The sequence below is a fragment of the Pseudomonas putida genome (assembly GCF_025905425.1).
GTDB classification, from domain to species: Bacteria; Pseudomonadota; Gammaproteobacteria; order Pseudomonadales; family Pseudomonadaceae; genus Aquipseudomonas; species Aquipseudomonas putida_AF.
The window spans coordinates 2,366,000-2,387,962 of sequence record NZ_CP109603.1; the positions used below are offsets into that span (position 1 = coordinate 2,366,000).

The 21,963-nt window shown below is 55.7% G+C and carries 16 protein-coding genes; 7 read left to right on the forward strand and 9 right to left on the reverse strand.

What is annotated here, in order from left to right; translation table 11 throughout:
- Nucleotides 1-184 precede the first annotated feature (184 nt).
- Nucleotides 185-4,597 carry a PIN domain-containing protein gene (locus OGV19_RS10685; protein ID WP_264313349.1) on the forward strand — a complete coding sequence of 1,471 codons (4,413 nt, stop codon included), beginning with the start codon at nt 185-187 and terminating at the stop codon, nt 4,595-4,597.
- 19 nt (nt 4,598-4,616) lie between these two features.
- On the opposite strand, the gene OGV19_RS10690 is transcribed toward OGV19_RS10685, so the two are convergent.
- Entirely contained in the window at nt 4,617-5,288 is a 672-nt protein-coding gene (locus OGV19_RS10690; RefSeq protein WP_060506992.1) for a DCL family protein, read from the reverse strand.
- Between the two features lie 226 nt (nt 5,289-5,514).
- Nucleotides 5,515-6,507, reverse strand: coding sequence for a DNA-binding protein (locus OGV19_RS10695; RefSeq protein ID WP_264313350.1), 993 nt, complete (start codon nt 6,505-6,507; stop codon nt 5,515-5,517).
- A 218-nt stretch (nt 6,508-6,725) separates the two neighbouring features.
- On the opposite strand from OGV19_RS10695, the gene OGV19_RS10700 reads away from it, so the two are divergent.
- Nucleotides 6,726-7,661: a tyrosine-type recombinase/integrase gene (locus tag OGV19_RS10700; RefSeq protein WP_170029822.1), complete on the forward strand. Its 936-nt coding sequence runs from the start codon at nt 6,726-6,728 to the stop codon at nt 7,659-7,661.
- 128 nt (nt 7,662-7,789) lie between these two features.
- A complete protein-coding gene (locus OGV19_RS10705) occupies nt 7,790-8,527 on the forward strand; it encodes a hypothetical protein (protein WP_060506985.1) in 738 nt (245 codons plus the stop codon).
- 230 nt (nt 8,528-8,757) lie between these two features.
- Here OGV19_RS10705 and OGV19_RS10710 read toward each other — a convergent pair whose 3' ends face one another.
- Together OGV19_RS10710 and OGV19_RS10715 are read right to left on the reverse strand one after the other, a co-directional pair.
- A complete protein-coding gene (locus OGV19_RS10710; protein ID WP_235575276.1) occupies nt 8,758-9,774 on the reverse strand; it encodes a tetratricopeptide repeat protein in 1,017 nt (338 codons plus the stop codon).
- 48 nt (nt 9,775-9,822) lie between these two features.
- Nucleotides 9,823-10,512 carry a hypothetical protein gene (locus OGV19_RS10715; protein WP_170029821.1) on the reverse strand — a complete coding sequence of 230 codons (690 nt, stop codon included), beginning with the start codon at nt 10,510-10,512 and terminating at the stop codon, nt 9,823-9,825.
- A gap of 596 nt (nt 10,513-11,108) precedes the next feature.
- Here OGV19_RS10715 and OGV19_RS10720 point away from each other — a divergent pair.
- Both OGV19_RS10720 and OGV19_RS10725 read left to right on the forward strand, forming a co-directional pair.
- Complete coding sequence (locus OGV19_RS10720; RefSeq protein WP_060506981.1) at nt 11,109-15,593, forward strand: protein NO VEIN domain-containing protein; 4,485 nt, start codon at nt 11,109-11,111, stop codon at nt 15,591-15,593.
- Between the two features lie 205 nt (nt 15,594-15,798).
- Nucleotides 15,799-16,419, forward strand: coding sequence for a 3'-5' exonuclease (locus OGV19_RS10725; RefSeq protein ID WP_060506979.1), 621 nt, complete (start codon nt 15,799-15,801; stop codon nt 16,417-16,419).
- 80 nt (nt 16,420-16,499) lie between these two features.
- On the opposite strand, the gene OGV19_RS10730 is transcribed toward OGV19_RS10725, so the two are convergent.
- A complete protein-coding gene (locus tag OGV19_RS10730) occupies nt 16,500-16,988 on the reverse strand; it encodes a hypothetical protein (RefSeq protein ID WP_060506977.1) in 489 nt (162 codons plus the stop codon).
- A gap of 288 nt (nt 16,989-17,276) precedes the next feature.
- Between OGV19_RS10730 and OGV19_RS10735 the strand changes: the two genes are divergently transcribed.
- Nucleotides 17,277-17,753 (forward strand): helix-turn-helix domain-containing protein, encoded by a 477-nt coding sequence (locus OGV19_RS10735; protein WP_060506975.1) that lies wholly within the window; start codon nt 17,277-17,279, stop codon nt 17,751-17,753.
- Between the two features lie 48 nt (nt 17,754-17,801).
- Here OGV19_RS10735 and OGV19_RS10740 read toward each other — a convergent pair whose 3' ends face one another.
- Both OGV19_RS10740 and OGV19_RS10745 read right to left on the reverse strand, forming a co-directional pair.
- Nucleotides 17,802-18,857: a methyltransferase gene (locus tag OGV19_RS10740; protein WP_256248176.1), complete on the reverse strand. Its 1,056-nt coding sequence runs from the start codon at nt 18,855-18,857 to the stop codon at nt 17,802-17,804.
- Nucleotides 18,858-18,924: 67 nt separating this feature from the next.
- Nucleotides 18,925-19,389, reverse strand: coding sequence for a hypothetical protein (locus OGV19_RS10745; RefSeq protein WP_264313351.1), 465 nt, complete (start codon nt 19,387-19,389; stop codon nt 18,925-18,927).
- A 207-nt stretch (nt 19,390-19,596) separates the two neighbouring features.
- Between OGV19_RS10745 and OGV19_RS10750 the strand changes: the two genes are divergently transcribed.
- Nucleotides 19,597-20,010, forward strand: a complete 414-nt coding sequence (locus OGV19_RS10750) for a helix-turn-helix domain-containing protein (RefSeq protein ID WP_082432227.1) — start codon at nt 19,597-19,599, stop codon at nt 20,008-20,010.
- Between the two features lie 99 nt (nt 20,011-20,109).
- Here the strand turns inward: OGV19_RS10750 and OGV19_RS10755 are convergent, their stop codons facing one another.
- Nucleotides 20,110-20,757: a hypothetical protein gene (locus OGV19_RS10755; RefSeq protein ID WP_170029818.1), complete on the reverse strand. Its 648-nt coding sequence runs from the start codon at nt 20,755-20,757 to the stop codon at nt 20,110-20,112.
- Complete coding sequence (locus OGV19_RS10760) at nt 20,754-21,920, reverse strand: nucleotidyltransferase domain-containing protein (RefSeq protein WP_170029817.1); 1,167 nt, start codon at nt 21,918-21,920, stop codon at nt 20,754-20,756. The genes OGV19_RS10755 and OGV19_RS10760 overlap by 4 nt, the downstream gene beginning before the upstream one ends.
- Nucleotides 21,921-21,963 lie beyond the last annotated feature (43 nt).

Consider the following 21,963-nt stretch of genomic DNA (forward strand, 5'->3'; position numbering starts at 1 on the left):
ACGAAACGTGGTGAACATCCCCTGTCAAAACTGCAACCTACCTACCCAGCACTGCAGCCAAGCAACCCAGCACAGCAGCCAAGCTACCCAACAATGCAATCAAGCTACGCAACACTGCAACCAAGCTACGCAACCCGCGCGCGGGCCGTTAAAATGCCACCACCCTCATTGTCGCGAACCAGGTATGGCCAAGGCTCCAAGGAAACAGCCCGCAAGGGAAGCTGCCAGTGCACAGAAGACACAAGCCAAGGGGCGCCGTAAAAACGTGTCGAGCCCGGTCTCCTCGGGTGGCAGAGGCGATGCGTTCCAGTTACGTGTACAGGCGGTTCGCCTTCTATCGATGTGTCTGGGCCTCGAGTGCCCAGGTGCCCCCGCCGGCTTCTACATCACGCGCATGGTCTTTCAAGGGCGAGTATTCGGCCACAACACCGATGACCTCATCATCGACCTGATGAACCCGAAAACCGGCCAGACAGCCAAGCATCGCTTGCAGATGAAGCGGTCACTCAAACCTGGTGATAACGCGCAATTCAATGAATCCGTTGGCCTAGCCTGGGAGGATTTCAGCAAGCCTGATTTCCAGCGCGGACTGGATGAGTGCCAGATTGTCTTCAACAGCTCGTGCCATTCACAGATGCAAGGTGTAGTCGAGGTCGTTCGGTTCGCAATGGCCTCGGAAGCCGCGGCAGACTGGATCGTCCGGGTTTTTGAGGAGGGGTTTAGTAACGACAGCAACCGTAAAGCCTACGGAGCGCTGCGAAATGCTGTCGAGCTCCAAAAAGGATCGCCAGTGGACGCTGAGGAGCTCCATCTGTTTCTCTTGCATCTCAGGTTCATGTCGCACGACCTCGATTCCGACCATACCCAGGCAGTCGCGACCCAGAAACAGCTGATCAGTCAACGCTTGCCTAATCGCAAGAGCGCTGAGGTATGGGCATTACTGCAGGCAGCGTGCGTGGAGCTCAATAGCACTGCCGGCCAGATCACCCAGGAGAGCGCTGAGCGTTACTTGGGCGAGCTTGGTGCAGAGTTCAAGGAAACGCGTGAGCTCATGCGGGCGCTGCACGATCTACAGAGTGCCAGGCCTGGTGGCGTGAACCACCACGTGTCTGCTCAGCCGAACAGCGCCCTGCCCTTGAGTCCTGAAGCTCACGGCCATCTGCTGCCTCTGGCGCAGCTACTGCAACCGTTTTTCGCCTCGGCAGTGACACCACAGGGAGCCTCGATGACTGAGGCCCTCCCCGGCGCTCATTCGACCTCTACCAACTCGTTGGTAACTCGCCAGCTCGACCGCATCACTCAGATGCAAAAGGAGCATCGCTATCAGGAGTGCCTGAATCAGTTGGATCTCCTGCAGCCTGAGTTGGAGGATTTCGACGACCACCAAAAGGCTCGCTGGTACCTGCTTCATGGCTTATCGCTGTGGCATAGGGATGATGATGAGCTGGCCGCGAAGGACTTTGATACCGCAGCCAGTCTTTGCGACTCTGATGATCGGATCGCAGTGGCGTCGGTGCGTAGCCGCATCATCCGGGGCGACATAAAGGCCGCTGTTGAGACCGGTCAAGCGCTGATGGTTCGATTCCCCGAGTCTTTCGCGGTGTGGGTAGCTCTCACGAACGCCAGAATCATCGCCGGCGAGCGCGTGGGTGAAGACGAGATCCCTGATGCATTCGCAGATAAGGCGCTCGCCTGGCAACTCGTGGCCAGCTCGCATGCGGCCTTCGACGACGACGAGAGCGCGGTTCGAGTCAACCGCATTGCGCTAGAGCAAGAAGACAGTTCAATTTTCATCTTCGAAAGCTATCTGCGCTTCGTGTTGCGATTGGTGACGCTGAACGCGGTTCGGGTGAATTGCAGGGCATTAGAAGCGGAACATGTGCAGCTTTTGACGGAAACAATGGCCCGCGACGAGATTCGAACGGGTTCGTTTTGGACGTGCCAGAGCCCGAAAACGTTGGGGGAGATCATCGCACACCTGGCTTACGGGATGATTTTGCTGGAGCGCACGGAGGCCGCATTAGAGCTGCTGCACCAAGCCAAGCTGAAGGGCGTCTACGAAAAGGCAGGCCTGATCCGCTTTGAAGTCGAAGCACTCTGCGACTTGAACAGATGGAGCGACTTGATTGCCCGCTTCGGGGAGTCGATCGGTACCTTGCCAGACGACTCACTACTTCGCTTCGGGCATGCATGCGTCCTACTGTCACGGGCAGATCTACTGCAGCGAGTTCGTGATGAAGCAGCACGGCGTCCGGAGTCCGATGTCATTTGCCATGTGTCCAGAAGGCTTCAGCACCTCCACTGGGATCAATTGCTCGATAAGGGTGAGCTGGTCATTGTGCAAAAAGAGTTGGAGGACGCAGGACTATCAGTGCGCAGCACATCATCACTTGTCGACCTGCAGTTTGTTGCACGAGCGTATGCGCAGGATAAGGTCGTAGCGAAGGCTGTAGAAGATCAGGTGGCCAAGCTTGCTCCTGACAGTACTGATCCCCACGAAATCGCGATGGGCGCGCGCGTGATGCTGCATGCCGAACGTTTCGACATTGGCGCTCAGCTTCTAGAAAGGCTGCTGCCGTTCGATATATACACGGAGCTGCATGATGAATTGCTGTACTGCTACATTCGAACAAGTCGACATGCAAAGGCCCGTGATCTGCTCGATGCCATGCCCATCGCCTGGTGTGACTCCGCCAAGGCACGTGAATTGGCGCTTTTCCTCTACGGCAACGCTGGAGACTGGGGGCGAATGCGCCCTATTGTTGAGCACCAGCTATCCCTGTCTCCGCAAAGCGCCAGCGAATGGATCAAGGTTATCCGGGTGGTCGCGTGTGAGGGCGCCGCAGATCTGAATGTGATCATCTCCTCGATGCCCGCCTGCCTCGAGGGCGCAGTGGAAGACTTGCTGCTCCTGGCCAACATTGAACTGCGGTACGGTCATATCGAGCGTGGATTGAATCGGGTTTGCGCTGCGATTCGCGCCAATCCAGGCAATTCGCAGGCAGCTGAGACGCACGTAAAAATGGTGCTGATGTTGCGCGAGGGATCCGACGTCTTTCAGCAGGAGCCTGCAGTCGTCGCACCTGGCACCTCAGTAGAGCTTGCCGATGCGCAGGGAGTGATCCGATACATCTCGATCGATGCTGAGGCAGGTGCCTTTGCGCCTGGCGCTGCGGAGTTCCTATCTCCTCAAGATGATTTTGCTCAGACGTTGATGGGGCTAGCCGTCGGCGAAAGCATCACTGTGCACGACATCTTTAATGCTCAGGTGTTCGAAGTGAAGCGGATCATCACCCTGCACCGCCGCTTGTTCGACCTCTCAAAAGCGCTGCTTTCGGAATCCATTGTCCCGGGCAAAACGCTCGTTTCGTTGAAATTCCCGCTAGATGCCAATGGCGAGATGGATTTCACGCGTCTTCAAGAGCAACACAATCTGTATCAGGCTCGCACGGCAGCGCTTTACGCGCTGTATGCACAGAAACCGGTACCTTTGGCCCTACTGGCGAAGCAGATGGGGCGAGATATCATCGACATGGTTCGCGATTGGCCCAGTGATGCTCCTTGCCTGGACGTGTCGATTGAAGATGACGACGCCGATAACAAACCAACGTTCTCGCTCGATGACCGGATCTGGGTGGTCGATCTCTCGATACTGGCTGAGCTCGCAACCCTTGGGTTGTTGGACATTCTTGAGCATTTGCCCAAGGTCTATATCAGCGCCGTATCGCGGCAGGCACTGGATGCCAAAATCGAGGTCTCTGCGTTCTTAGGCGGCGGCGTGGGGCTCTTGGAGGTTGGCCAGGAGAATGTGGTGTATGAAGATGAGCCGCCGATCGACCAGAGTGAGGGTTTCCTGGGCGCCATTGATATGGCGATTTCGAACTACTGCACCGTTGTCCCGGCGTACGGGTCACACGACCCCGGCCTTCCGCTTCAGCGATTCAACAAAATTCTAAGTGCTGAGGGTCGTGCGGCTCTGTCGCTGTGCCTAGAGTATCAGGCCAGCCTCATCTCTCTTGATGGGCGCCTGCTTCAGATCGCTCAAATGCACGACATACCATCCGCCACTGTGCAGATGCTTCTTACGGCAGTCACAAATAAGGGTGGCCTGAGGCCCGTTGAGGCGTCATGTGCACTCGTCAAGATGGTTATTGCGCGGCGCAGCTTCATTGCGATCCGCCCTGACGACCTTGTCGCGATGATGGATCAAGGGTTGCCTTTCGCGAATGTGGGCATCAACAGCCTTAGGCGCTACCTCGCAGATCCGAATTTAATCTTTGACTCCTCAGCGTCGACGGTCATCGACTTCATTTGCAAAATGTTCACCAGCGTTCGCTGTACGTTCAGCGTACTTTTGAAGCTGATCGAGCTTCTGCTGGAACCGCTATTCAGGCATGTGCACTGTCCTGGGGAGTGGGAAACAAAAGCGCTTCAAGCGTTTCGTCAACTGCAGCACCAGGGCGTCACTGAGAGCTATTTTACTTTCATAAGGCGCAGCGTTGCTGTTGCCAAGGACAATGCTCAGGGCCCTTGCATGCCGGCCTCCCTGGAGGCGCAGGTTACGTTCTCGCCAAGGACGCTGTTCTACTGGCGGTAAGCGCTCTTGATTAGGTGCTTCAAGGTGTTTTATTGCTGAGCGCGTCGCGCGACGCGGCAAGCGAGCCACCTTTGAGCAGGTTGGCGGCCTTGCGGCTGGCTTGGAGCTTCGCATGCTTTAAGTGATACGACACGAATGCATCTGTAACGCTGCAATCTACCAGCGCCAGCTTCATGCCGCTGCCGGTCGTCTGTAGCTGTGTCAGATCGACCTGGTGGTCTTTGCAGAAATGGGCGAGCAGCTTCCAGAATGGCGTTTCGTGATCCACATGCAGATCGTTGGGATGAACGATTGGCTCGCCGCTGATGGCGCAGTCGATTGGATAGGTCAGCTGCGCCCGGAATGCGTCGAGTTGAGGTCGGACAGCGAATCTAAGTGCTTCACACACCTTGCCGTGCGGCGACTGTGCGACGCCGGTAATGCACTTCCTGTAGGAGAAGCTTTCTTCAGTCCCATCCAGGCGCACCAAGTGAAACCCTCGACCTGATAGCTCATTTCTAGCCACCATGAAGTGGTCGACGCCGGCGCCGATCTTGCGCTTGGCGTCGGGGTGCAGCGCCAGCAACAAATGAAGCTTCTGAATCGCTACAGGATGGCTCACCCTTCCCATTGGCGCGGTGCGCAGGAAGGTCTTTAAGCCCTCTAGCAAGGCTTTCTTACTACGGTACTCAAATGGCCCTAGCCAGTACATACCACTCCCCTGTCCGTTCAAGTGGAGGCAGACCCTACGCCTTAACCCAGGGCTTTCAATTACGCGGTATGGGCACGAAGCGCAACGAGTACATTTGTACTCCATCCTTTCGTGCTCGCACCTTGTATCAGGTCACTCAGTCAAGCCACTCTAAAGTTTTCAAAGGCGGCATTTTGCAAGATAGCGGCGCCAGCGCGCCGGGCGGTCACACTAGCGTAGAGCGGCTTCAATGGGGTGCTTCCCCTGCTGCAAGTCTGGAGCGCAACGCTTCATTTTCAGCCTTGGCCTGATCTAACAACTGCTCCGTCTGCTTGTCGCGGATCTTCAGAGCGGTGAGGCTGGTGCGCAATTCATCTGAGGCAGCGGCAAGCGAAGCTACCTGCTGTTGAAGCAATTCCCGCGCGCCCTCGGCGCGAGCGGTTGCTGCATTGGCGATGCCAATATCTGTGCTCAGGCGCTCAATCTGATCCCTGTGCTGCGCCCTTTCCTTAAGCTGCTGGCGATTTTCACCAATGAGGCGCTCGTTGTCCCGGATCAGGCGCGTCACTTCATCCTGTTTGACCATAAGCGTCTGCTGGAGCAGCGTAAGCTCCTGCTGCTTTTGGTGAAGCTGAGACTCGTGGCGGGCCTGATCCTGATCGCGCTGCTCCCGGGTTGCTGTTCGGTAGTGTTCGAGTGCATCCCGCGCATGCTGGTGTTTGTCCTCAAGCGACTTTATCTGCTCGTCCTTCTCACGAACGCGTACTTCCAGGTCTGCGCAGCTCTGGCTGATGCGTGCGTTGCGAGTCTGCTCGGCCTGAAGCGAAGATTGGCTCGTTTGCAGCGCTTGGTCTTGGGACTCCAGCGCCTGGCGCAGCGTAGCGACTTCCTGTCTCACAGCATTGAGCTCTGCTTCAATCGTACTGTGCGCTTCTCGCATACCTTTTCGCTCTCGCTCGAAGGAGGCGCGTTCATGTAGCAATGCTTCGTTACCCTCCTCCAATAGCCGCTCCAGCAGCTTCTCAACCAGTCCGCTCAGCTCATCGCTCAGTCGCGAGGGCGAGGCATTCGGCTGCGTATCGTGATTCTCGATCTCCTTCAAATATCGCTGAATGGTCGTTTTCGAGCCGGTATTTCCCAGCTCAATGCGTACTGCATCGATACTGGGGTTTTGACCTCTTGCCAGCAGTGCCTCGCGGGCTTTTCGCACAAGAACCAGGTTAACGCCGCCTCTAGCCATGTCAGCTCCTACAATTTCGTACTGTGTTACGTGTCATGTAATTACGTACTATCCTATCACTTAGAAATGCCTTCCTATTCAGTAATCTTGAAAAGATATAATCGAGTGTTATCTCTTGTCAGGCGCTCCTGCGCAGGTAAAATGCCTCGAAATGCGGTATTGAGGGGACGCGAGAGCGACGGCGCCCCCGCCGGGCCAAGAAGCAAAAAGGGCTGAATATGAGCAAGGCGGATCGATATCTAGATGCCAGCGTTCGGGTCAATACCTCCAAAAGCTATGCAGCTGCCATCAGTCACTTCGAAACCACCTGGGGCGGTTTCCTGCCCACCACGACTGAAGCCGTTGTTCGTTACATCGCCGAGTACGCCGATCAGTTGGCCATCAGCACGCTGAAGCAGCGTCTTGCGGCACTTGCAAACTGGCACCAGACCCATGGCTTTCCTGATCCCACCAAGGCGCCAAAGGTGCGCCAGCTCCTGAAGGGCATTCGGGTGCTCCATCCCGTCCAGCAGAAGCAGGCTGCTCCCCTGCCCTTAATGCAGCTTGAGAAGGCGGTTGCGTTTCTGCAGCAGGAAGCGAGCGATGCGCGCATCGCTGGCAACATGCAAGGTGTGTTGAAGTCGACCCGGGATATCGCGCTGCTCACGATCGGGTTCTGGCGAGGATTTCGCGGCGATGAGTTGTCTCGATTGACAGTCGAGAACACCCAGGCGGAGCGCTATGTGGGTATCAGGTTCTACCTGGCTCACAGCAAGGGTGATCGCCAGCATGTTGGTCGCGAATACAGGACGCCATCGCTCAATAAGCTCTGCCCTGTTGAGGCTTACCTGAACTGGATCGAGGCTGCTGGCATTGCTCGTGGCCCGGTGTTCAGGGGGATTGATCGTTGGGGTAATGTCAGCGGCCAGGCGCTTGCGGCCCACAGTTTGATTCCCCTGCTCAGGGGTACGCTGGAACGATGCGGGCTACCTTCTGAGATCTACAGCGCTCACTCGATGCGCAGGGGCTTTGCTACCTGGGCGGCCAGCTCTGGCTGGGACATCAAGACACTGATGGAGTACGTTGGCTGGAGTGACCTGAAGTCGGCCCTGCGCTACGTCGAGCCGGCACAGCAGTTTGGGGGATTGGTACGAACGCTTGAGGGAAGCTCGTAGCTTGGCATTCAAATGCAAAGAAACTCACAGATCATCGATGTGGATGTCAGTGCGGGTTCATGAGGCAGCCGTTTCAAAAGAATCAAAGCTGAGCTTTGCTCGCTCAACTGGGTTTGCAAGGAGGCAACGTGGCTAAGCTGGATTTCATTTTTAGCGTTCACATGTGTGCGATGAGTCAGTCCATTTCGATTATGCGAATGCTCGCTGAGCAGGCAGAAAAAAATGTGGCGCTCGCGATCAAAGAGGCTAATGAGTCAGGGTCAGTAAAGGCGCATGAATTCGAAGAGGAAGCATGCGACCAGTATGGTGAAAGCTACGTCAGGATCCGAACGTGCTATTCGTGCGGCTCTTCTGTGGCTTATGACCCTGAAGAGGCTTTGGCCATGCACCAATTCTTGATCACTCAGCTCACGCGACGCTCAGCGTATCTCACCATCTTCGGCTTGTTCGAGCATCGTGTGAGCCAATGCCTGGAATTCATGATTGAGCTCACTGGACACGATGGAGAGGTCAAAGGTAAGGGCCCTGTAGAAAAGGCTCAGTACATGCTGCTCAATGTGGTGGGTGGCAACGAAATAAAGGATTTAGATCACCTCACAGTCCTTAGAAACATCATGATCCACAGCGACGGCGTTGCTGAGGGATATGAAGAGATGAGCACCCGTAAAACAAAAAAGACCCACGCAGAAAAAAGGGTCTTGTCAGCCATTCGTAGAGCAACGGGAGTGTCGGTCAACATGTTCGATGGCGTCATCATGGGTCAAACATTCCTGACATATGCCGTCGATGAGTTTGAAAGGTATGTTCGAGAGATGGAGGAGGCTGTGCAGAATTACCATAAAAACAGGGCGATCCCGAATGTCTAGCCGCTATGGCGAGGGTAACCCCGAGCGTAGTCAGCAGCATCGATCCTTCTGGCGTTGAATAAGGGCCAGCGGAGCTCAAGCCAGCACGATCAACCACGGAGCGCGCCTGAGGTACTCCATGCCACGAACCGATAATCAGCCTGGGAAACGTTGAGACTGAGGCTTGCTGTGAGGCGGCTTCGTCATGGCGCTCAATGATAGGAGTACATCTGTACTCCTATAAAAAGGGCTCATTCAGCCGTCTTACGGGTGTCCATACCGGCTCGTTTACGAAGCAAATCGAGCTTTCTTTTTACCCCGATCTTGGGATTCAGGCTGAGCGCCTCCTCGTAGCATGCGATCGCCTCTGTGACCTGTGATAAGGCTTCGTGCGCCAGGCCTTGGACTTTGAGCGCTGTGGGTTTCCATGCAGGATTCATATCCGCGCCAATGCGCCGGGCGCGAATCAGAGCTTCTAGAATTTCCTGTCCCTTTTCGGGGGTTAGCAACGTCGAGTCGCCTTTCAACATGGATTCTGCAGAAAGGATCACGGCGGAGTAGTCGCTCGAATTCAGGAACGCATCATCAGCCGTGTGTTCATCCAGGATGGTGCCATCAGCACCGTAGCGGTACTCGCCACCGCCGGAAACCTTGAAGACCAGCTGGCAGTGCTTCTCGTCAAACTCGATCTTGTCAGCGCCAAAGCGTCGCGGCCTTACAGAGAAAAGCACATGCCCGGTCGTCAGGTCGAACAGGGTCAGTTTTCCGGCATCCTCTGTCGGGCTATTTGCCGTTATGCAGTAAGCCAGCTTCCCGTTTTTGGAGAGTCCACTTTCCAGGATGTTGGCTGTGAAGGTGCGCAGGACGATGGGCGTCCCATCGGCGGAAAAGACATGGAAAGTGCCGGACAGGTTGCTGCCAAAATGCCAGTCCTCTATGGAGAAGGTGCCGTTGTCGGCAACCTGACCCTGGTTTGGCCTAGGCAGGGATCCCTGAGCAGCAACGGCGCCAGTGGAAAGGTTGACCAGTAGATATCGACCCTCCCCGCTCTCCCGGTGGCCTCCCCTGGAGCCATCCGGGGTACTGTCGCGCCACGACACAGCCCACTTGCGGTTTGGAGATTTCTTGAACAAGCCGTGCCATTCGATTGCATCGATGCATAAGAAGGTTTTCGACAGCTCGACAATTGGTTGAGGAGCATCCTTGATCATCACTGCTGGGGGATTGGGCTTATCACGCTTGCCGAACAACCACGAAAGTAACCTCATCGGAGCGCTCTCTCTTGCTGTCTGATGATTGCTGAGCGCCAGCCAGGCCTAAGATCCATGCTCGGCAGCCTTTTGCTTGGCAATAGCTTCCTGATCGGTAACGAGCTGGGCGAGGCGTTTAGCCTCTGAAATATAGCGAGCGTTGTCAGGCTCCAGGGCGGCCAGTTGGCGATAGGTGCTGGCGAGCTCTTGGTATTGCTGTGGTTTCAACGTTTTCAGCGTGGCTACAAGGGAAGCTTTGCGCTGTTGATCCAGGAGTGATTTTTCGCCCTCCAATGCAGTTTTTGCGATTGCATCCACTTCCGCATCTCCCAGCCCCTGGTACTTTCGGGCCAGCACCGCCGCTGCTTGATAATCCTTGTTCGCCACCTTGCCCTGCATCTCTTGCAGAATTTGCGGGCGATGAGCTGCCAAATACTCACGCTGCTCCTGGGCTTCCTTCTCCGCTTGTTGCTTCTGATCAGCAGCGGCCCTCACTTCTCGGTCTATGTTGTCCTGCTTCAACTGTGCGTTGAGCGCGGCGTTCGACAGAACGATAAGTCCTATGAGGCCCAGAAATCGAAAGGCTGGCGTTAGTGGTTTGCCTGTCTTGGCGGTAAACCAATCGTTGACTGGCGGCAGGAACAGCAGCGCAGCTATCAACATGGCCAAGCCTGCCAACAGGCTCGTCGTCGCCATCCCGATCGCCGCGATAAGCAGCATGCTGAAGAGGCAGTACATCACCAGCAGTGAAATCAACCTACGCATCCTTGCCTCGCTTGTCCTGGATTGGTTCCGTGCGCCACTACCGGCCTTGAGTGCAATATGAGGCGCGCCCTGGGTCACCATCGGTGGCTACAGGCCAGCATTTTTCGCACAGGCTCCGAGAGAACGCAATCAGTCACGGTTGCCCAGTGCGATACCTTGCAGCGTTTGACGCCGCGCCGGATCCAGATATGAGTTCAGTGGCTGATTGACGCCCCACGAAAAAGGCTATGGATAAAGCCGTTGATGAGTTTCCCCGCAACAGCTACCCGTCCACGTGTAGGCAAGTGCATTAGCAAAAAACACCTGCTCCGCCAGCGTGCGAGGTCAGCCAGGAGCCGCCGGCGACGGAGGCACTCAATCGCTAGTAGTGCCGATAGGCGCGCGTCATTGCGAAGGCCAATGGATGCGGGCGAAGGCCTGGACTCTGGCTTTTTTGGCAAGGTATGCAAATACGAACAGAGCAATCCTCTGGTCGCCCTCAGACATCAGTGGCGGCACTCATTTGAAGCGTACTGCATCCATGGAACTCGCCCCAAAGCCGGTCTATGCTCGACCGATCTCAAAATGCCTTCATGGAGTAGTCCATTATGGACGAGCAACTCGGACGCTTGCACGCTACAGCCTGCTTCAACTCAGCTTCTACCTTCAAGGAAACGACGCTGCGCAGCAAAGCGTATGCGAATGCCGCGTTAACTGAGTTTGTTAAGCTTCAGCGCGAGCAGCCCGAGATCCTGACCACCCTCCTCAAGGGCGGCAATCAGGGCGCCAAACGGTTGAATACCGACCCCTACCAAGGGCTTCGCGAGGTTATCCAGAATGCTGATGACCTTGATGCCACTGCCGTGCAGTTCGGGGTGCAAACGGTTCAAGGCAATAAGCAGCTGGTGATCGTCCATAACGGTCTGCCCGTTGAACTGCCCCACGTGCTACCGATGATCTACCCGTTCTATTCCACCAAGCAGCAGTCAGCGGTGCTTAAAGGGCGGTTCGGGATCGGCCTCAAAACCCTCACCCAGCTCGGCGACAACCTGACAGTCCACAGCGCCCCCTTCCATTTCGGCTCACGCGATGACCACGTGGCCATGGTGGAGGAAGCCGAGGCGATCAGGGGTTTTTACGACCCCAACGCCGGTCATACCATGGTGAGCGTCGATCTCTCTCCAGACTATGACATCGATTCTCTGGAAGCCTGGTTCGATGATTGGGCCCCCAGTGACTTGGTTTTCCTGGATAACGTCCGCGCGATCACCTTATTCGATCTGGATGAGGGCATTTCGCTCAAGCATCTTGCAATCCAGCAGACTCAACCCGATCGCCATTTCAAACTCGCACTTGGTAAGCAGCAGAGCCGTGTCACTCACTCAACCTTCCTGGTGGACGACAACCTTTGGGAGCGCTTCGTTTGTGACGTGAAGGTTCCAGCCGGTAAGGCACGCGCTGCCAAGGCGACCGGCGATTTCACGCCCATTGGTGTTGCGATACCGGTAGATGGTAGGGCTCATGGACGAATCCACATCGCGCTGCCCACCAAGATTCACACCAATGCGGCGTTTTCTCTGGACGCACAGTTTGACCCGTCCACCTCCCGAGAGGACATGATTCACGGCGCCTGGAACCAGTGGTTGACTGAGGCATCCGGGCAGTTTTTAGGTGAGCTGGCCATCTATCTAGCCCAGCAACGCAATACGCTTGCTTGGCTGGCCATCCCTGTCGGCGCGAAGACGGACAGCAGTTCGGACTGGCTCAACAAATTGTTCCATGAACAATGGAGCAAAGCGATTGAGGCTTTCAAAGCGTGTCCCACCCTCATTGATGGCCGCTATGCGCTGAGTCAGATTTCGTACTGCGATGAGTCGATCGACGGGATGCTGACGGAAGCTGACCACCTCGCGGTGAGCGGGTTGCCGATGCTGCCCGAGTGGATGCGGGACAGAGATGGACGTTGGCGTGTCGTCCTGAAAGCGCTCTCCATTTCACACGCTCTCGCGCTTGCGGATGTATTCGAACACTGTGACCAGGACGGATTCGAGCAAAAATCGCCAGCGTGGTTCCTGGACATGGCTATAAAATGCCTCGAACTGGACGAAGACTATCTGCTGCTGGGCGCTCAATGGGTGCCGCTTGCAAGCGGGCGGCGTACACAAGCCAAAGCCGAAGACGAAGCCGACTCGTGGCTAACGGGGCAGCCACCCGCAATTGGCTTTGCAGCTCGCCATCATCTGACGAATGTAGTTCACCCTCTTCTGCTTGCTACACCGTACGCCTCCCTCATCGAGTGGCTATCAGAGAACGCCAATTACAAGACAGCCGTAGCCGCCCAGGACGTGCTTGAAGCGTTTGCCAGGCGATTCGCGCAAGATCCCATCACAGCCGATAAACAAGACCTACTCGATCTGCGAGACCTGTTTGAGCACGTTGATACCAAGAACAGTGACTTGGGCTCGGAGGTAGGCGCGGCACTGCTGATTGACGCGTTCAGCTATGTTGCACTCGAGGATGGTCGATCAACAGTTTCGAAGGTGCTCGCCTCGCCGACCAGCGTATACCTGCCAGCCTCCATCGCTGATTCGCAAGATACGTGGTCGAAGGCAGCTGGAACCACCCCTGAGCTGCTATGGGCGTCCCCCAGCTATGCCGAGGTGTTCAAAATCAGCAGAGCAGAACAACGGGGCATCCAGGGCGATTCAGTTGCTACCAGTCGAAAGCGAGGTGTAAAGCGCTTTCTGTCACTGCTGGGCGCCGAGGTTTCTCCTCGCCTTGTTGAAGCCACGACGGACTCCGCACACATCGTGCTCCCGTCCCAATATGCAGCACGCCGTTTCCTGGGCCGAGCACGCGGCGGCCTGCGGCGTGATTTCGCCTCGCCTGATCTTGATGCCGTCATACGCCACATTCGCCAGAGCCCAGCCCAACCTGTATCGCGCAGAGGCGGAAAATCTCGTGCTTCGGCGCCAGTGGCCGCCCCCACCGCCGTTGAAAGAGCGATAGCCCTGTTTCGCTGTATCGACAGCAACTGGCTCTCCTTCGAGCCGTATAGCAGAACCTTCGCTTACCGAGAAAGCGGCAGGAGCGATAGCTCGCCGGTGCCCACCACGTGGCTCGGAAGGTTGATTGACAATGCGTGGTACCCCAACTACGCAGGTACACCGTGTAAACCTGGCACCCTCATCGTCGAGACGAAGGTCACACTCGCGATGTACGAGCATCACACGGATTTTGCCAGTGGCTTGACAGAAACCGACGCCAATAGCGAATTTGCGCGCGCGCTGGGAATGCGCGTCAATCCGCCCGTTTCACAGCTGGTAGCGGCTCTTGAGCGTGCCAGGAGCACGTCGTCATCTGATGACGTCAGCCTGATGAGGTTGTACAAGGCTCTGGCTGGTCATTGCCCACAGGGCGGTTCTACCGTCGCGCATGAAGCGATGATCGGCGACATGCAGGCGGGAAGCCTACGTGGCAAATTTGGCATTCAGCGCTCTCAAAAAGGGCTGATTGCGCCCTGCGTCACAACCTCCAGGGGCAGCAAGGAATGGTTCAGCATGCGAGCGGTCTTTGCCGGCAAAGACATCTTCCATGGCAGACAACCTTTCGTTCTGTATGACCGCAGCCTTACCCCTTTGTGGAACGCGTTGGGCATCAGTCATCCTGACTTGAAAAGCTGTATTCGTGAGCTGGAATCCCTAGCGAAAACCGCGTACGACCCGAAGCACGACGCATTGTTGCTGGACATCTATCGGCACATGGACAGGCAGCTGGACAAAGCGACTGCCGCAGATCGTCGAAGCCTGAGCCTGCTGCCATTACGGTCAGGCGATACCTGGACAACCAAGCGTCCTCTGTATTACTCACACTACTCAAATCTTCGATCCGAAAAGATCGCCTTGTGGACGCCACCCTGTGCGGCTGACACCATTTCTCGATTCGTGAACGCTGCGGGCCTGGAGCGACTCCCATTCGCTGCAGCTGCCCCGGCGAAAACGAATGTGACCAATGACGAGCTCGAATTCCGTTTCCAAGCTGCACTTCGCATACTGAAAGCTGATCTTGCGAGAGATGATGAGCGCTCTTACAAAGCGATGGAGCCTTGGAATCGGTTTGAAAACGCGACACTCAATATGCATCTGCCAGGACAGCTGATCGTTAACGCAGCCCCCCAGGGGGCGCGGCAAATTTCTATTCAGCTACATGCCTACTCCCACTTATCCGATCTCGCGGTGCATTTCGATGACGAGAAATTCATCGGCAGGAGCGAGTATGGGGGCGTCGCGATCGCGGGTCTGGGCGATGGTACGTGCATGCGTGAAATTGCGCTCGCGTGGGTTTCCGCCTGGGCTACCAGCCAAGACCGGGAATACTTCCCCGACATCAATCTGGCGACTGATGCTGAGGAGACCAGTCTTGACATGTTGATTGCCGAACAGGAGCGTTTGAAAGGCAGTAATCGTAAACGCATCATCAAGCGGGATGCCGGCGCTACGTCTATCACGGACAGTGCTGAGCGCCCCATCCAGACACGTAAGCTGAAGGCGCTGCCTCACGACTTCCAATTTACTGTCGAAACCGTAGATGGGAGCAGCCTTGCACATAAGGGGCCGCAGCCGCGCAAAACTGACCCTTTGTCAAAGCCGCCCGTTACACCCAAAAGAGCACCTTCTACGTCGGTGCCAGAAAGCGCCTACAAGCAGTACTCCTCCGCAGAATTGCAGACCAAAGCGTGGGCTTATCTGGAAGCTTCGTTGCAGCGGGACGATGCTGTGCTGGTTGATCTACAGTCCTGCAGAGGAATCGGTGCTGACGGAGCTTTGGATAAGAGCACATTCATTGAGATGAAGTCGTTCGCTCGCGGAGCGCCTGGTGAAATCACCCTCACCGAAGCCGAGTTCCGCCGCGCTGAAGAAAGCAAAACCAACTTCTACCTGGTCATCGTCTCTGGCCTGGAGGAAGGATATGAGACTGAGCTTCGCATCTATATCAATCCAACCAAAAACCTTCCCTGGACACCTAAAGGTCAGGTGGCTATAGGGGGGCTGGCCAAAGGGGCTGCCTTGGTGCTTAAAGAAACCGCGGATTGATCCGCGGGCGTGATGCTGGCTCCCGCGCCGACTCACAAAGAAGGCGCTGGTGCCTAAGGTAAGTGGGGGCTTTCGAAAACTGAGCTTCTCGCTTCGTGAGCGATTGTTCGTTCACAAGACGCCTCGGTGGCGCATTGGTTCAGGCATTGCCAGCGTTGCCGAGAACTGGATAGCCTGATGAAACCGACTGATCGAGCGCAATTCCATGCCCCACCATTATCCTCAAGAGAATATTCAGCAATGCATCAGCCGCTATCGGTACCTCTTCTGCGTAGACCTCGAAGCCACCTGCGATGATGTGGGGCAGGACGAGCCTGCCAGGCCGCTGATCGTAACGCCTGATGAAATGGAGACAATTGAGCTTGGTCTAGTGGTAGTGGATCAGCGAGAACACCGTGTGGTGGACAGCTTTCAGAGCTTCATCCGACCACGCCTGCACCCCCTCCTCACATCATTTTGCAAAGCACTCACCACGATCAACCAACGCGATATTGATACAGCGCCAGGGTTTGTCGAGGTCATGCAGCAGGTTGATGATTTCTCGAGGAGCTACGAAAACGCTGCCTGGGTATCCTGGGGTAAATACGACGCTACCCAGATTCGGCGCGATGGGAGAATCAATCAGAGCTCCAGCATTCTGGAGGCTCTCGCGCATTACAACGTCAAGGACTGGTTTGAGCAGGTCTATGCGAAGCGGCCAGGTGGCTTGAAGCCCAGCGTGGAGCAGTTGGGGTTGCCTTGGTCAGGAACGTACCATCGCGGAATCGATGATGCGAGAAACGTAGCGGCGATCGTTCTTCATTTGATCGAAAAGTCTGTCCGCTGAACGCGCCACCAGATCTTTTCCCTGAGACTGTAAGTGATGGCCGCGCTGGGATTGTGCCAGCGCGGAACAAGAGTCCCTAGTCAGCTCGCGAAGCCTTGCTGATCGAGGTGCTCACGCAGGAACTTCTCGTTGAGCACTTTAGGGAACGACACTGCGAGCTTCCACATGACGTAGACGAAGCCGATTGGCACGATGACCCCGAGATACCCTCCCATCAGCAGCCCCACGAAGCTAAGCGGTAAGAACAGTAAAAGGAGTACGAAGGCACTCAGGCGCATCTTTCTGATCCAGCTTGAGAATCCATTTTCCTCATAGATCTTCTGCCCGTCTGTAGTTTTCACCGCGAAGAGGATGTGCCCGAGGCGTCCCAGTTTGACGAAGAAAAATTGCCCTTCGATGCCCGGACGCAGGTAGGACTCAACCAACTGCCCTACCCCGACCTTCTTCATCAGTTTAGTAGCCCCGTTCTTTTGACTGAACCGGAGATAGGTGTACTCGGAGCCGTCAGGTTTGTCGCTTGAAGGGCCTACAACCTCGAGTTTCCCGGTGACGATGCTGACGTCGGACATGCTTCACTCCATTGGAAAGCGGCCTGATCTGGCATGTTCAATCACGCCCAGGCGAGCCCCAGCGTGCCGTGGTAGCTGTTACGCACGATCTGCTAGGGGCTTTTGAAGGGGTCTATTGATCATGCGGTCAGCGCCAGACATTAGGGGGGCGCTGTTACCGACCAGACGACAGCCCTTTAATCTGGAAGGCACATGGCATATGGCGCTTCGCCATACGGCAACAGGAACTATATTGCATAGTTCCGTAGGTGGCAATGTGGCTACATCCTCAGTTTTCGAGGATTACCCATGTCGCTCATGCGCCCGTTGGCTGCCGTGCTTCGGCTCGTTCGTGTCGCGCGAGGCCTGTCTCAAGAGCAGTTTTCCGGCGCAGTCGAGGCCAGACACATCCATAACCTGGAAAATGCGAAGGCAAGCGCGACGCTCGTCACGCTGGAAACTTTGGCTGGTCGACTCGGGATCGACCCGGTTGCACTGCTGGCGTACGCCTCGCGCTTGGAGCAAGGCGTTACGCCTGCTCAATATGTTGATTACTTGAATTCGGAGCTACAGAAAATCTCAGATCTGGGGATCGATGCCCAAATAGCTGACCATTATCGAGACGGCGATGTCGTCATCCAAACCCCTGGGCGTCGCACCGATCCTGCCAAGGTTCAAGCTGTTCTAGAGGCAAAAGCTGCTGGAAAATCCAAGCGAGAAATTTCCGAGAGCCTGGGGATTGCGCGGTCAACTGTTAATGACATTTGGAAAAAGTCAGACCTCTAAACCCTCGATTTTCTGATTTATTGCTGAGGATTTGCCCAGGCGAGTTCGCTAGCTACGGGAGGGCCATAATCCGTTAGCCTGCAGCAGTTGTGCTGTCGATACGCCATCGAGAAAACAGATACGGCAGGGCGCAACGAGATTTTGGGTGAACGCCAGTGCCAAGGCCTGTTTGCGCACCGCAGCGCCGATCTTGTGGCAGTGTTGAATTACATAGATCTGAGCGGGAATATTGAAGAGCCGGTAGAGCTGATCAGCATTTTTTCCCAGATCAGAGGGCTTCATTTCATGAAACCTGGCCGGCCCCTTCAGAAGGAACGCTCCGAGCTGGCGCTGGCCTCCAACGAGAAGGTTATTGGAGAGAAGATCACATTCTTCCCCTCCCCAGTCAGCCGGCACGTCGGGCTCCTCTAACAGGCTGCACAACAGCGCCTTCACGGTGCGTTCGGGCACTTCCTTCATTCTCTGAAATTCCGCTCCTCTTGGCATCCCGGAGCCATTAATGCTCGCGAACTGCTGGATTTCCTGAGGGCGCAACTCCAAGGTGGTGATGATGGGGGCGGGAAATGCAGGTGCTGCCTTGACCAGATCCCCTATGACGTACGGAACAGCACGGATGGTGTAGTCGTCAATTTGAGTGACATATCCAAAGATGAATAGGCGGGTCAGACCTTGCATGCGTGTGTAGGCGGTGTCGTTGATGAGTCCATTTTTCGTGAAATCGACGATCAGCTTTTTACCCGCCAAGGCATACTCAAGTCTGCCCGTGAGACACAGAGCGGGCGTCTTGTTGGCCCAGGAAAATCCTTTACCCGACACTTGGCCGTAGTGCATGAACAACGATCCTTCTGCGAGCTGGCCATCTCGCTCTAACTGGTCAAGCGTCTTGATCGAGCTCGTGGTTATCGCATCCAGAACGTAGGCGCCAAGCTCATTAGACAAGATGGCAGAGGCCATCGAGACATTCTGCCCCTGAAGCGCCATCCTCACGTATGAGGGCAGTTGTTGATTGTGGAGCAACGCTAGCACCCGATCACGACTGAGGTAGAAGCTCATCAGCTTCATACTACTGGTTGCGTGTTCTGCGAAGCGGGACGAAGGGATCATGGCAATTCCCGGTGGTTGAGGGTTGATAGATCATTCGATGGTTGTGTGGGGGAAAAAACAGGCTCGTCTACCGGGCGCCTGATCCTTCGAGGAATTGATCCCAGAGCGCTATGCAGTCACGCCCCAGCTGCAGGGCATCCATTGCGACGCCGTTGCTCATGACGACGTAGCTGCACTTCAGACCCTCGCCACCACCATCCCTTGCGTACCAGGTGGAGTACTCCACTCCACCGTTGGCAATTGACGGCTGACAGCCAGTCCGTGGTGCGCGCGTAAGCTTGCAGTGCTTTGAGCCGTTGGCCAGATCCGTGCAAATCTTCAAGGATTCATGACTGTTGATGAATGCGTCGATCTCTCGGCTGTGCAGTGCTGCGCCGTGAATAGCCCAGTCTCGAACGTGGTAGCAGTGGATGAAAAAGGAGAGCATATCGTCAAGGTAGGCGTCCTCGTCATGACAGGCCGATGAGATCACCCCACTGTAAAATCGCTCTATTTTTCCCAGGTAGCGCTTGGCTCTGTTCAGCTGCTCCATGACTGCGATCCTTTGCTCACTTTCATCTTTAGCCTCCGGTCAAAGGGTGCGAGACCGCTGCTCAGGCTCGAGCATTCTGCCACGGCGCTCACAGCGGCGTCGTGCGAACTCGTTAAGAGTACAAATGTACTCCTCCAGGCGTAAAAGGTATGATGAACGCGTAACAGCATGATGATCTGACCAGTAATCTCATTTTGGGAAAGATGGATGTCACTGAAATCTGCGTTTGCAAGCGTGCTTCGAGCGTTGCGTACGACGCGCAATATGAGTCAGCGGGGATTCGCTGAAGTCAGCAGCCGCACCTACTTGTCCAAGCTCGAAACCGGTAAATCCAGCATCACGTTGGACAAGCTCGAGCAATTGAGCCAGCACCTGGACTTAAGTCCCCTCACATTGCTCACGCTGACATTGAGTGAGAGTTCGGGTGAGTCGGTAGGGGAGCTGATCAGAAAATTGGAGTCTGAGCTGTCATCGCTCCACCAGGGTGACGGTCTTACCGGATTGCGGGTATCTGGAATGGAAAGCCCTACGATCAGCCAGAGAAATATGCCAGCGCGCCCCGCCACTCACCGATCGACCGGCTCCTCGGGCATGCAAACCGAGTTGGCGTTTGTGGATTAACGAAATACAGAGCCCGCAACACCTGATCGGGTCGACGTGGTGTCTGACCACATCGCAGGTAGGTGCCGCATCCTTATCGTGGCTAAAGGGCCCTTTCCATCACTCATCAAAAAGCTGGCTGTACGCAGTGCTGAGTTCTTGCTGGCTGAAGTCACTTGCAATGAGGCGGGCTTTGATGCCTGTGAGGCATGAGCCAAATGGCCTGGAACCGCAGCACGGGCACATCTTTGTGTCAGCCGCTGCAGCATCCATGAGGAGTAGCTTCAGCAGGGGCTTGAGTTGTGCCCGCTCTTCAAGTTGGAAAATATCCTGATAGTCCTCAGCCAGCCCAGCTGCCCCATGCTCAAGCTCTCCAAATGGAAAGACGTGCATGCCTTGCTCGCGCAGAACTCGTGTGTAGAGAAAAGGCACCACACAGCTTTCTGCGAAGGATTGCAGTGTCGTACTACCACACATAGCAAGACGTTGGCGCAGTGGAGAACCCAGGCACAGCGAGTCGTCCGGATTTATATGGTTGGCTGCAATCCTGGGTATCCGTCCGCCCTCCTCGAAAACCTCTGGAAGCGCCGTTTTCAGCGGGGCACTGAGACTAATACGCAGCCAAAACTCATCTTCAATGTAAGAGAGGCGGCTCGACCGGGCTCGAAATCTGAAAAGTCCCGAGATGTGTTGGACGCCTCGGCTTACAGGGCCATATCCCATACCTGGGTTAGTCAGGAGAAAATCTTCAACGGAAGGGTCAATCACCGGCCTATCCCCCATGGCCGTGGAGGCGCTGTCACAAACGTGGTCGGCAGCGCGGCATAGGGCTCGTCCGTCCCGCCAAGACCCTCAAAAGGTAACAACTCACTCAGCTCAACCCCAAATTTTACTCTGACCCTACTCATCGCCTCCTGCTCGCTTTGCGCGGCTTTGATAAAGTCGATGTCCTTTCCCAGCTGTATGACCCAATTGTGGAAATTCTGCTTGAGTTGAAGGTCAGCGTAGCGAGGATCATCCCAGCGGTCGGCGAAGTTCTCATTGGGGTCGACTGGATTCCTCAGGACATGCACATTGCTCCCAATGAAGCTGCGTAGCCCCGCCATTGCCATTTCCAACGTCTGCTCCAGAGATTGTGCAGGTTGGTATGCCTGTGCAGCGATCGTTGTAATGATCACAGAAATGGGCTTGCTGTCGGGTTCGAGTTTGAACATTACGTCGCGATGTCGCTTGAGTAGCTGGATAACACGCTGCAGGTTGGTGGATTGACTGAAATAGGGAACAGCTTCGACAAACGCCTCAGCCGAATACACTGAGTTGAGGTTCTGTGACCGGGCCGCAAACCATCGAGCGTACCCATCAGGGTTACTCACCAGCCAGTTCCTATCAATCTGCTCAAACGTGGCACTTTCATTGTCCGTGATCAGAACGGCCAACGACGCAATGCTTTGAGCCTCCTCGGTTGCGGTACCAATGCTCTCCATCGAGGCCACCAACAGGCTTCGCTGCTTTTCGTGAGCGGGAATGCAAGGCACGATATCCAAATGAAAGCTTGGGTATAGAAGTCGCCAGCAGCGATGCTTCTCCTCAAGGGGCTCTGCTATACCGGTGTGGAGGCGATAGAGCTCCAACTCGCGCTCAAGCATCAGCTTGATCTGCTTCTGGGTATGCGTGTCGATCGAAACGCCCTTGCGGAATTTGAACGCAAAGTCGAGATCGTAGCTATCTGCAGGATTTACCGGTGAAACTGCGGTTCCCAAAGCAAATGATCCCTGAGGGAACGCGTGTATATCATTGTCCTTAAGAGGGGAATCGTCCCGCTCGAGCCACTTTCCAAACCCCTGGTAGCGATCCACTGCGGTTTCATATGCATCCAGCGGCAGGGCTGAGTGGGCGACGATGTTGGTCAGTATGCTTTCAAAGCGAGACATGGGGGTCATCCTGAATAACGGTTACAGCGCAGGACGTCCTAGC

Coding starts and splice junctions, on each gene's coding strand:
- OGV19_RS10685 (WP_264313349.1), top strand. CDS start 185: ATGGCCAAGGCTCCAAGGAAACAGCCCGCAAGGGAAGCTGCCAGTGCA.
- OGV19_RS10690 (WP_060506992.1), bottom strand. CDS start 5,288: ATGTACTGGCTAGGGCCATTTGAGTACCGTAGTAAGAAAGCCTTGCTA.
- OGV19_RS10695 (WP_264313350.1), bottom strand. CDS start 6,507: ATGGCTAGAGGCGGCGTTAACCTGGTTCTTGTGCGAAAAGCCCGCGAG.
- OGV19_RS10700 (WP_170029822.1), top strand. CDS start 6,726: ATGAGCAAGGCGGATCGATATCTAGATGCCAGCGTTCGGGTCAATACC.
- OGV19_RS10710 (WP_235575276.1), bottom strand. CDS start 9,774: ATGAGGTTACTTTCGTGGTTGTTCGGCAAGCGTGATAAGCCCAATCCC.
- OGV19_RS10720 (WP_060506981.1), top strand. CDS start 11,109: ATGGACGAGCAACTCGGACGCTTGCACGCTACAGCCTGCTTCAACTCA.
- OGV19_RS10725 (WP_060506979.1), top strand. CDS start 15,799: ATGCCCCACCATTATCCTCAAGAGAATATTCAGCAATGCATCAGCCGC.
- OGV19_RS10730 (WP_060506977.1), bottom strand. CDS start 16,988: ATGTCCGACGTCAGCATCGTCACCGGGAAACTCGAGGTTGTAGGCCCT.
- OGV19_RS10735 (WP_060506975.1), top strand. CDS start 17,277: ATGTCGCTCATGCGCCCGTTGGCTGCCGTGCTTCGGCTCGTTCGTGTC.
- OGV19_RS10740 (WP_256248176.1), bottom strand. CDS start 18,857: ATGATCCCTTCGTCCCGCTTCGCAGAACACGCAACCAGTAGTATGAAG.
- OGV19_RS10745 (WP_264313351.1), bottom strand. CDS start 19,389: ATGGAGCAGCTGAACAGAGCCAAGCGCTACCTGGGAAAAATAGAGCGA.
- OGV19_RS10750 (WP_082432227.1), top strand. CDS start 19,597: ATGTCACTGAAATCTGCGTTTGCAAGCGTGCTTCGAGCGTTGCGTACG.
- OGV19_RS10760 (WP_170029817.1), bottom strand. CDS start 21,920: ATGTCTCGCTTTGAAAGCATACTGACCAACATCGTCGCCCACTCAGCC.